This is a genomic window from Geodermatophilus sp. SYSU D00710 (assembly GCF_054050195.1).
The window spans coordinates 128,086-138,791 of record NZ_JBJGYX010000006.1 but is presented as its reverse complement, the minus strand read 5'-3'; the positions used below and the strand labels follow the sequence as shown (position 1 = coordinate 138,791).

The window sequence follows — 10,706 nt, the reverse complement described above, 5'->3', positions numbered from 1 at the left end:
CCGCGTCCCGGGCCGCGGGACCCGGCGCCGGCGCACACCATCGGGGTGGCGGGTCAGGCGTTGCGGACCGCGGCGGCCTGCTGCAGGCCCAGCTCCTCGACCGACACCTCGCGCATCTCGACCTTGCGCACCTTGCCTGTGACGGTCATCGGGAAGGACTCGACGACCTTCACGTACCGCGGCACCTTGTAGTGGGCGAGCTTGCCCGCGCAGAACTCGCGCAGCGCCTCGGGGGTGAGCGGCTCGGCGCCCTCGCGCAGCCGCACCCAGGCCATCAGCTCCTCGCCGTAGCGCTCGTCGGGGACGCCGATCACCTGCGCGTCGACGACGTCGGGGTGGGTGTAGAGGAACTCCTCGACCTCGCGCGGGTACACGTTCTCCCCGCCGCGGATGACCATGTCCTTGATCCGGCCGACGATGTTGAGGTAGCCCTCGTCGTCCATCACCGCGAGGTCGCCGGTGTGCATCCAGCGGGCGCGGTCGATGACCTCGGCGGTCTTCTCCGGCTCGTTCCAGTAGCCGAGCATCACCGAGTAGCCGCGGGTGCAGAACTCCCCGGGCGTGCCGCGGGGGACGGTGATGCCGGTGGCCGGGTCGACGATCTTCACCTCGAGGTGCGGGTGCACCCGGCCGACCGTGGAGGTGCGCCGGTCGAGGTCGTCGTCGGCGCCGGTCTGGGTGGACACCGGCGAGGTCTCGGTCATGCCGTAGCAGATGGTCACCTCCGTCATGCCCATCTCGGCGACCACCCGCTTCATCACCTCCACCGGGCACGGCGAGCCGGCCATGATGCCGGTGCGCAGGCTGGACAGGTCGTAGGTGCCGAAGTCGGGCAGCGCGAGCTCGGCGATGAACATCGTCGGGACGCCGTAGAGCGAGGTGCAGCGCTCGTCCTGCACCGCGCGCAGCGTGGCCGCCGGGTCGAACGCCGGCGCGGGGATGACCATCGTCGCGCCGTGGCTGGTGGCCCCGAGGTTGCCCATCCCCATGCCGAAGCAGTGGTAGAAGGGCACCGGGATGCAGATCCGGTCGGCCTCGGTGTAGCCGCAGCCCTCGCCCACGAAGAACCCGTTGTTGAGCAGGTTGTGGTGGCTGAGGGTGGCGCCCTTGGGGAAGCCGGTCGTGCCCGACGTGTACTGGATGTTGATCGGGTCGTCGGGGGAGAGCTCGGCGGCGCGGCGCTCGAGCAGCGAGCGGTCGGCCGCCCGGCCGGTGCTCATCAGCTGCTCCCACTCCGGGTCGCCGAGGAAGACGACCTCGCGCAGCTCGGGGCACTCGCCGCGGACCTCGGCGACCATCGCCCGGTAGTCGCTGGTCTTGAACGACGGCGCGGCGACCAGCACCGAGATGCCGGCCTGGCGCAGCACGAACGCCAGCTCGTGGGTGCGGTAGGCGGGGTTGATGTTGACCATGACCGCACCGAGCTTGGCCGTCCCGTACTGCACGAACACCCACTCCGCGCAGTTGGGCGACCAGATGCCGACCCGGTCGCCCGTGGCCACGCCCAGGGCGTCGAGGCCCAGGGCGCAGGCGTCGACGTCGGCGACCAGTTGCGGGTAGGTCCACCGGCGGCCGGTCGCGCACTCCACCAGCGCCTCGTGGTCGCCGACCCGCGCCGCCGTCCGGTCCAGGTTCGCCCCGATGGTGTCCCCGATCAGGGGGAGGGTCGAGGTGCCGCTGGCGTAGGAGGGCAGGGCCGGCGCCGTCGCCGGGCCCGGAGCTGGCTGGGTCACTGCTGGTCCTCTCGTCCGGGAGCGCTCAGGAGAACTGTGCCGCCTGGAGCAGCGCGGCGGCACCCCCGATCGCGGGGGACCTCAGCCGGGGATCCGGACGGCGCGGCCGCCGACCTCGATGCCGCTGCCCGGCTCCGCGGGGACGTACACCGACAGCGTGCTCGGCCGGCCCATGTCCGCGCCCTGCAGGACGGTCAGCCGGGAGGGCGCCGGGACGTGCCCGCCCTCCCGGAGGTAACCACCCAGGGCCGCGGCCGCCGCGCCCGTGGCCGGGTCCTCGACGACGCCGCCGGGCGGGAAGGGGTTGCGGGCGACGAACGTGGTCGGGTCCTGCCGCCACACCAGCGCCACCGTCGTCCAGTCGCGGTCGGCCATCAGCCGGCCGAGCCCCGGAACGTCGTAGTCCAGCAGGGCCAGCCGCGCGCGAGAGGCCAGCGGCAGCACCGGGTGCCAGGCGCCGGCGTAGGCCACCCGCGGCGGCAGCGCCGGGTCGAGGTCGCCGCGCGACATCCGCAGCAGGCCCAGCAGCCGGTCGAGGTCGTCGTCGGACAGGGCGGCGGTGCGGGGCGCGACGCTGGTGAGGGTCGCCGTCCACGCGCCGTCGGGCGTGCGCTCGGTGCGCACCGGCACCTCGCCGGCGAGGGTGTGCAGGTCCAGCGTCCCCGCGCCGGACCGCTCGGCGGCGGCGACGGCGGCCGCGATCGTGGCGTGCCCACAGAAGGTGACCTCGGCCAGCGGACTGAAGTACCGCGCGACCGGACCGTTGGGCTGCGGGACCAGGAACGCCGTCTCGGAGTAGCCCACCTCCGCGGCGATGGCGAGCATGCGCTCGTCGGTGAGTCCGGTCGCGTCCAGGACGACGCCGGCCGGGTTGCCGCCGGACGGGTCGTCGCTGAAGGCGACGTAGCGCAGGACCTGGGGACCGGTGACCGGAGGCGTGACCACCCCGACATGAGACAGCACGGCCCGCCTCCCCGGGAGGGGAGGCGGGCCGTGGGAGGCGCCGGGTCAGCGCGGGTCGCCGACCAGCTCCCGCTCGGCCGGCGCGCCCGGGTGCCGCTCCAGCGCCGCGCCCTCGACGTCGAGGACCGGCAGCCAGGACAGCCAGCGCGGCAGCCACCAGGCCCGCTCGCCGAGCAGCGCCAGCGCGGCCGGGACCAGCACCATCCGGACGGCGAAGGCGTCGACGAGGATGCCGACGGCCAGCGCGAAGGCGATCGAGGTGATCGTCGGCTCGGCGCCCGGCACGAAGCCGGCGAACACCGAGAACATGATCAGCGCGGCCGCGACGACCACCGGCGCCGCCTGCCGGAACCCGGTGCGGACGGCCTCCAGCGGCGGGGTGCCGGAGCTGTGCGCCTCGTGCATCCGCGACACCAGGAACACCTGGTAGTCCATCGCCAGGCCGAACAGGATGCCGATGACCAGGATCGGCGTGAGGCTCAGCAGCGGTCCGGTGCTGTCGACGCCGAGCGCGCCGGCCAGCCAGCCCCACTGGAACACCGCCACGGTGGCGCCCAGCGCGGCGCCGATGGTGAGCAGGAAGCCCAGCACGCCGACCAGCGGCACCAGCAGCGACCGGAACACCAGGACCAGCAGCACCAGCGCCAGCCCGACGACGAGCAGCAGGTACACCGGCAGCGCCTCGTCCAGGCTCTGGGCGACGTCGACGCTGACCGCCGTCGCCCCGGTGACCGAGGCCTCGACGCCGTCGAGGTCGACCAGCGCGGCGCGCAGGTCGGTGACCAGCCGCTCGGTGGCCTCGCTGGCCGGGCCGGACTCCGGCACCACCGTGAGCAGCGCCGCGGTGCCGTCGGCGTCGGGGACCGGCGGGGAGACCACGGCGACGTCGTCGAGCCCGGCGACCTCCGCGCTGATCCCCGCGGCCGCCTCGACCGCCCCCTCGCCCTCGAACAGGACGGTGATCGGGCCACGGAAGCCCTCGCCGAAGCCCTCGGCGATCAGTGCGTCGGCGCGCGCGGCGGTGCTGTCCCCGGCCGGCGACTGGATGAGCGTGGTGCGCAGCGAGGCGACCGGGACGGCGACCACGCCCAGGGCGAGGACGGCCACCAGCAGCGAGGCCACCCGCCGGGAGGTGACGGTCGCGACCCAGCCGGCGAGGAACCCGCGGCCGCGGGCGGGCGCCGGGGCCGCCGCCACCACCGCCGCGCGGGCCCGCCGCGGCAGGACCCGGTGGCCGAGCAGCGCCAGCACCGCCGGCACCAGGGTGAGCGCGACGAGCACCGCGACGACGATCGTGCCGGCCGCGGCCAGGCCCATCTGGGTCAGGAAGGGGATGCCGGCGACGAAGAGCCCGGCCAGCGCGATGACGACGGTCAGCCCGGCGGTGACCACCGCGGATCCGGCGGTGCCGACGGCCAGGCCGATCGAGGTGCGCACGTCGGTGCCGCGCAGCAGCTCCTGCCGGTGCCGGGTGACGATGAACAGCGTGTAGTCGATGCCGACGGCCAGGCCGAGCATCGCGGCGAGGATCGGCGTGGTCGAGGACAGCTCGGTGAAGCCGGTCGCGATGGTGATGCCGAGGACGCCGACGCCCACGCCGACCAGGGCGGTCAGCAGGTTCATGCCGGCGACCACCAGCGCGCCGTAGGTGACGGCCAGGACGAGCAGGGCGACGACGACGCCGACCACCTCGGACGGGCCGCCGACGGCCGGCACCTCCTCGACCGCCTGCCCGGTGACCGCCACGGTCAGCCCGCCGGCACCGGCGTCCGCGCCGGCGTCCTCGACGGCCGACAGCAGCGCCTCCCGCTGCTCCGGGGTGACCCCGCCGTCGCCGCCGTAGGTGACGGTGCTGTAGCCGGTGTCCTGCGCCGCGTTCACCGTGGGGGCGGCCCGGTCCAGCGGGTCGGTCGCCGAGGTGACGCCGGGGAGCGCGGCGAGCGTGCCGACCAGCTCGGCGAGCGCCGCGGCGTTCTCCGGCGTGGTGAGCTGCGCGCCCTCGGGGGCGGCGACGACGACCTGCGCGGTGACCCCGCCGGCCGCGGCGCCGAACTCCTCGTCGATGCGCTCGAGCGCGGTGGTGGACTCCTGGCCGGGGATGGCGAACTCGGTCGAGGTCTCGCCCGCGAGCGTGGCCGCGCCGGCGCCGCCGGCCACGAGGACGAGCAGCCACACGGCGAGGACGGCGAACCGGTGCCGCGCGGAGGAGGTCCCGAGACGGGACAACAGGACTGCCATGGACGATCAGGCCTCCGCCTGGGTGGGGTGGGAAGGGAGCGCGCGCGGACGCCGGTGTCCGAGCGCGTCGAGGCACGTGGCGACGACCAGCGGCCGCCACGCGGTGGTCCGGTCCGCCTGCTGGGCGGTCAGGGTCAGGACGGCGAGCGCGGCGAGGGCGCCGAGGACCCGCACCAGGCGCTCGGGGTCGGCGCCGTCGTCGTCGGGGTGGACGCCGAAGCACTCGAGCACCGCGTTCTCGGGAGCGCCCGGCTCGCGCCCGCCGCCGTCGGCGAGCTCGGTCACCGGGGCCAGCAGCAGGGCGACGAAGCCGGGGTGGCCGAGGGCGACGTCGACGAGGACGTCGACGGCGCGGCGGTCGCGCGCGGGCCCGGGCGGCAGGTGCCGCACCGCGGCGAGCACCTGCTGGCCCAGCGCGTCGGCGTGGGCCAGGACCGCCTCGTGCAGCGCGTCCTTGCTCGGGAAGTGGTGCAGCAGGCCGGCCTTGGACAGGCCCACGGCACCGGCGACGTCCTGCAGCGAGGTCTTCGCGTAGCCGCGGCGGGCGAACAGGCCGGCGGCCCGGTCGAGGATGCCCTCGTCGATCTGCTGCCGGAAGGGGCGTGCCACGGACGCGACGCTACGCCGGACCGACCAATCCGGTCGGTGGACCGTCCGATCCGGTCGGGTGGGGTGCATCACGTCCCGCTGACCGGGAGTCGGCTCGGTCGCTGCCGCGCGCCGCGCGAGGATGACGTCATGACGACGCGCACGAGGGTCGGTCCGGCGGACGCACGGTCGTGGCTGCTGGTCAACGGCGCCCGCCCGGAGCTCTTCGACGAGCGGTACGCCTCCCGCGCCGACCAGGTGGTCCTCGACATCGAGGACGCCGTCGACCCGGCGCGCAAGGACGAGGCGCGCGCCGGCGTCGTCGCCTGGCTCGGGGACGCCGGCCGCCGGGCCTGGGTGCGGATCAACGACCACTCGACCCCGTGGTGGGGGCACGACGTCGCCGCGCTGGCCGGCCTGCCCGGTCTGGCCGGTGTGGTGCTGGCCAAGACCGAGGCCGCCGAGCACGTCACCGAGACCTTCGACCGGCTCGGCGGCGCGACCCCGGTGCTGGCCCTGGTGGAGTCGGCGCTGGGCATCGAGGAGGCGGTGAACATCGCCCGGGCGCGCGGCACGTTCCGGCTGGCGTTCGGCAGCGGCGACTACCGCCGCGACACCGGCACCAGCGCCGACGACCTGGCGATGGCCTACCCGCGGTCGCGGCTGGTGGTGGCCAGCCGCATCGGCGACCTGCCCGGGCCGATCGACGGGCCGACGGTGAGCACCAGCCACCCGGTGCTGCGCGAGCAGTCGACGGTCACCGTGTCCCTCGGCCTCACCGGCAAGCTGTGCCTGGACCCCGAGCAGGCGCCGGTCATCAACGAGGTCATCAGCCCCGCGCCCTCCGACGTCGCCTGGGCCCAGGCGTTCCTCGCCGACTTCGAGGCCCGCGGCCAGGTCATCCGCGACGGCAGCGACCTGCCCCGGCTCGGCCGCGCCCGCAAGATCGAGCGGCTGGCCCGCACGTTCGGTGTCCAGCCCGCCTGAGGCGCCCGCCCGGCCGGGGACGGCACCCCGGCCGGGCCGCCCTGGTCAGGCCCGGCGCGGAGAGCGGGCCGCGAAGTCGTCGGCGATCTGGTCGAAGGTCACCCACCGGACGCCCTCGTGGCCGGTCACGTGGTCGATCAGCCGCTCGAGCATGAGCAGCACCTGTGGCCGGCCGGACACGTCGGGGTGAACGGTGAAGGTCACCACCGCGTGGTCCATCTCGCGGTGGACCCAGTCGAACTGGTCACGCCACATCTCCTCGAGGTGGCGGGGGTTGACGAAGCCGTGGCTGTTCGGGCTGGCCTTGATGAACATCATCGGCGGGAGGTCGTCGAGGTACCAGCTCGCCGGGATCTCGATGAGGTCGGTCTCCCGGCCCCGGACCAGCGGCGTCATCCAGGTCGCGGCCGGCTGCGAGTAGTCGATCTTCGTCCAGCTGTCGCCGACCCGGACGTAGTAGGGCTCGAAGTCCCGGTGCATGAGCGAGTGGTCGTACTTGACGCCCCGCTCCAGCAGCAGCTCGTTGGTGACGGGGGAGAACTCCCACCACGGGGCGACGTACCCGGTCGGCCGCCGGCCGGCCCGCTGCTCGATGAGCTCGATGCAGCGGTCGAGGACCGCGGACTCCTGCTCGCGGCTCATCGCGATGGGGTTCTCGTGGCTGTAGCCGTGCAGACCGATCTCACAGCCGGCCGCGACGCACGCGTCGAACTGCTCGGGGAAGGTCTCGATGGAGTGGCCCGGCCAGAACCAGGTGCTCGGCAGGTCGCGGCGGCGGAACAGCTCCAGCATGCGCGGGACGCCGACCTCGCCGGCGAACAGGCCGCGCGAGATGTCGTCGGGTGAGTCCTCGCCGCCGTAGGACCCCAGCCAGCCGCCCACCGCGTCGACGTCGACGCCGAAGGCGCAGAGGATCTCCTTGGGCATGCCCTTCTCCTCTCGGGTCTGCCGGGCCGCGACCTGCGACCGGGCTCGTCCGGGCTCTTCCGGGCCGGCGGTGCCGGTCAGCCGGAGGTGTGCGCCCGCCACCCGGCGCGGACGGCGTCCGGGTCGCGGTGCACCCCCAGCAGGACGGCCAGCAGGACGCGCGCCTGGGACGGGCGCAGCAGGCCCGCGGGCAGCGCCCCGGCGGCCAGCAGGTCGGTGCCGCCGCCGTCGCCGTACAGCGCGGCGACCGGGCCGGCCGGCACCCGGGTCGAGGTGACGACGACGAGGCCGGCGTCGGTGAGCTCGCGGACGGCCCGGCAGATGCCGGGGTTGGCGTTGCCGGCGCCGGTGGCCTCCAGCACGAGGCCGCGGGCGCCCGCGCCGGCGAAGGCGTGCAGCGCGGTGGCGTCGGCGTCGGGGTGGCAGGCGACGACGTCGACCCGCACCCCGGCGGGGTCGAAGCGGGCGAGGTCGAGGGGCTCGTGGCGGCGCACCGCGCGCTCGACGTGGAGGACCCCGTCGCGGACCCAGCCCAGCGGGCCCGAGTCCGGCGCGCCGAAGGCGTCGGCCGCCAGCGTGTGGACCTTGTGCGTGCCCCGGGCCGGGAACACCCGCCCGGCGAAGGCGACCAGGACGCCCTGTTCCCGGGCGGCCGGGCTCGCGGCGACGGTGACCGCGTCGGCGAGGTTGCGCGGCCCGTCGCCGTCGGGGGCGTCGGCCGGCCGCTGGGCGCCGGTGAGCACGACCGGCCGGGGGTCGCGGTGGAACAGGTCGAGGAGGTAGCCGGTCTCCTCGGTGGTGTCCGTGCCGTGCGTGACGACGACGCCGTCGACCTCGGGGTCGGCCAGCTCCTCGCCGACGGCCAGCGCGACGGCGTGGGCGAGCTCCAGCGTCATCCGGTAGCTGCCGACGCGCAGCACGTCGCGCACCCGGAGCCGGGGGTGGTGGGTGCCCGGCAGCCGGGCGAGGAGGTCCGCGCCGCTGTCCTGCGCGGTCGAGACCCCGCGCGCGTCGGCGCGGGTCGCGATCGTGCCGCCGGTCGCGAGCACCGTCACGAGGGACACGGGGCGACCTCCGGGGCCGGGGACCGGGGTGCGGGCCGCGCGGGCGCCCGCGCCCAACGATGGCGCACCCGTGCGGGCGGCGCAGCCCCCCGACGCTCCCAGGCGATTGCCAGGGAGCACCCGGGTGGACGGCAGGTGCGCTCCCCAGTCTGCTCGTGACGTCCGTTCCCGGGACGTCCCGAGGAGGGACCGATGTCCGCACCCACCGCCGTGCTGCGGCGCGACCGGCCCCTGCCACGCCCGGTGGTACCGGCGCCCGTCGTGGCCGCTCCACCGGCTCCTCCCGGCCTGCTCGCCGCCCCCGGTCCGGCGCTCGCCGACCACCTGGTCACCCACGGGCCGCTGCCCGTGGCCGACGTCGCCGCGCTCGCCGAGTCCGCCGCGCTGACCGGGCGCGGCGGCGCCGCCTTCCCCACCGCGGTGAAGGTCCGCTCGGTCGCCCGGGCCGTCGCGCGTGCGCGGCGCGCGCCGGTCGTGGTGGCCAACGGGGCGGAGGGCGAGCCGGCCGCGCTCGAGGACAGGGTGCTGCTGACCCGCGCGCCGCACCTGGTCCTCGACGGGCTCGCGCTCGCCGGGCGCACCCTCGGGGCGACCACGCTGGTCCTGGCCGCCGCACCGGCCACGCTGCCCGCCGTCGCGCGGGCGCTGGCCGAGCGCGGGGACACCGTGCGGCTGCACCCGGTGGCGCCGTCGTTCGTGGCGGGGGAGGAGTCGGCGCTGGTGTCGGGCCTGCAGGGCCGGCCGGCGCTGCCCCGCGAGGAGGAGCCGCCGGTGCGCGTCCAGGGCGTCGAGGGCCGGCCGACGCTCGTGCTCGACGTCGAGACCCTCGCCCGGCTGGCCCTGCTGGCCCGCGGGTGCGCCGACGCGGCGGACCGCGCGCTGGTCACCCGCCGCTGGGAGGCCGCCGGGGTCGCGCGCGCCGACGTCGTCGACGTCGAGCCGGGCAGCCGGCTGGCCGACGTGCTGCCGCTGACCGGGGCGCGGGCGGTGCTGGTCGGCGGCTACCGCGGCACCTGGGTGTCCCTCCCCACTGCGCGGTCCCTGACCCTCGACGCGGCCGACCTCGCCGTCGCCGGCGTCCACCTGGGCCCCGGCGTGCTCGCCGCGCTGCCCGCCGACCGGTGCGGCCTGCTCGAGACCGCCCGCGTCGTCGAGCACCTGGCCCGGGACTCCGCCGGCCGGTGCGGGTCCTGCCTCGAGGGGCTGCCCCGCATCGCCGCGGCGCTGGCGGTCCTCGCCGCGCCGGCGACCCCGCCGCCGGGGCTGCTCGACGAGCTCACCCGCTGGTCGGGGCCGGCCGCCGCCCGCGGCGCGTGCCCGCACTCCGACGGCACGGTGCGGCTGGTCGCCAGCGCGCTCGAGCTCTTCGCCGGCGAGCTGACCGCGCACCGGTACGGCTCGTGCACCGCGACGTCGTGGGCGCCGTTCCTGCCCGTGCCGGCCGACCCCGGGTGAGCGGCTGCAGGGTCCGTGCCTAGATGGCGGTGGCCGTGACGAACGTGCAGACGCCGTCGCCGGAGGTGGCCCGCTGGCGGATGCCGGCCAGCCAGAGCAGCCCCATCTCCACCCGGTAGGCCGCCCGCATCGGCCCGGCGTAGAGGGTGTCGCCGGCGGTGGTGACCTCGATGCCGCCGAACCCGGCCAGCCGGACGTGCTCGGTGAGCATCCAGTCCGGCAGCAGGGTGATGTGGCCGGGGGAGTGGTAGTGGCGCGGGCCGAAGATGTAGGGCGCGCCGCGCACGAGGGTGAGCAGCCGCGAGTGCGGGTGCGTGACGTTGGGCGTGCTCACCAGCAGCCGCCCTCCGGGGCGCAGCAGCGCGCGGATCGAGCGCAGCACCTGCCGCGGGTTCTCCACGTGCTCGAGGGTCTCCACGCAGACGACGAGGTCGAACGGGCCGCGGGTCTCCTCGGTCCACACGGGCGCGTCGAGGTCGAGCCGGTGGATCCACTCGTGCGGCGGGTCGAGGTCGGTGGGCACGACGTCGATGCCGGCGTCGCGCAGCCGCAGCGCCAGCGCGCCGCAGCCCGAGCCCACCTCCAGCACCCGCCCGCCGTCGGGCAGCAGCGTGCGCACCAGCTCGGCGGCGTACTCGTGCACCCCCGGCGCGGCGTGGATGCCGTGCCCCTGGTAGGTGCGGACCGCCTGCGTGCGGCGGCCGTCGCGGTGCGCCACCGCCCTCGCTGTGTCTGTCACCGGGCCAGCGTC

Annotated in this window: 9 protein-coding genes; 2 read left to right on the top strand and 7 right to left on the bottom strand. The window is 76.0% G+C overall.

Going from position 1 to position 10,706, the window contains the following annotated elements; all coding sequences use genetic code 11:
• Positions 1 to 53 precede the first annotated feature (53 nt).
• From ACI78U_RS04720 to ACI78U_RS04705, 4 genes are all read right to left on the bottom strand, one after another.
• On the bottom strand, positions 54 to 1,733 hold the full coding sequence (locus ACI78U_RS04720; protein ID WP_456874138.1) for an AMP-binding protein: 1,680 nt from the start codon (positions 1,731 to 1,733) through the stop codon (positions 54 to 56).
• 81 nt (positions 1,734 to 1,814) lie between these two features.
• Positions 1,815 to 2,678, bottom strand: coding sequence for a PhzF family phenazine biosynthesis protein (locus tag ACI78U_RS04715; RefSeq protein WP_456874137.1), 864 nt, complete (start codon positions 2,676 to 2,678; stop codon positions 1,815 to 1,817).
• Positions 2,679 to 2,741: 63 nt separating this feature from the next.
• Complete coding sequence (locus ACI78U_RS04710; protein WP_456874136.1) at positions 2,742 to 4,934, bottom strand: MMPL family transporter; 2,193 nt, start codon at positions 4,932 to 4,934, stop codon at positions 2,742 to 2,744.
• A gap of 6 nt (positions 4,935 to 4,940) precedes the next feature.
• Positions 4,941 to 5,543, bottom strand: a complete 603-nt coding sequence (locus ACI78U_RS04705; protein WP_456874135.1) for a TetR/AcrR family transcriptional regulator — start codon at positions 5,541 to 5,543, stop codon at positions 4,941 to 4,943.
• Between the two features lie 129 nt (positions 5,544 to 5,672).
• Here ACI78U_RS04705 and ACI78U_RS04700 point away from each other — a divergent pair, with 129 nt between their 5' ends.
• Complete coding sequence (locus ACI78U_RS04700) at positions 5,673 to 6,509, top strand: HpcH/HpaI aldolase/citrate lyase family protein (RefSeq protein ID WP_456874134.1); 837 nt, start codon at positions 5,673 to 5,675, stop codon at positions 6,507 to 6,509.
• 45 nt (positions 6,510 to 6,554) lie between these two features.
• Here ACI78U_RS04700 and ACI78U_RS04695 read toward each other — a convergent pair whose 3' ends face one another.
• Both ACI78U_RS04695 and ACI78U_RS04690 read right to left on the bottom strand, forming a co-directional pair.
• Positions 6,555 to 7,436 carry a polysaccharide deacetylase family protein gene (locus ACI78U_RS04695; RefSeq protein WP_456874133.1) on the bottom strand — a complete coding sequence of 294 codons (882 nt, stop codon included), beginning with the start codon at positions 7,434 to 7,436 and terminating at the stop codon, positions 6,555 to 6,557.
• Between the two features lie 77 nt (positions 7,437 to 7,513).
• Positions 7,514 to 8,500, bottom strand: coding sequence for an asparaginase (locus ACI78U_RS04690; protein ID WP_456874132.1), 987 nt, complete (start codon positions 8,498 to 8,500; stop codon positions 7,514 to 7,516).
• Between the two features lie 192 nt (positions 8,501 to 8,692).
• Between ACI78U_RS04690 and ACI78U_RS04685 the strand changes: the two genes are divergently transcribed.
• Complete coding sequence (locus tag ACI78U_RS04685; protein ID WP_456874131.1) at positions 8,693 to 9,955, top strand: NADH-ubiquinone oxidoreductase-F iron-sulfur binding region domain-containing protein; 1,263 nt, start codon at positions 8,693 to 8,695, stop codon at positions 9,953 to 9,955.
• Between the two features lie 19 nt (positions 9,956 to 9,974).
• Here the strand turns inward: ACI78U_RS04685 and ACI78U_RS04680 are convergent, their stop codons facing one another.
• Complete coding sequence (locus tag ACI78U_RS04680; protein WP_456874130.1) at positions 9,975 to 10,694, bottom strand: class I SAM-dependent methyltransferase; 720 nt, start codon at positions 10,692 to 10,694, stop codon at positions 9,975 to 9,977.
• Positions 10,695 to 10,706: the final 12 nt, after the last annotated feature.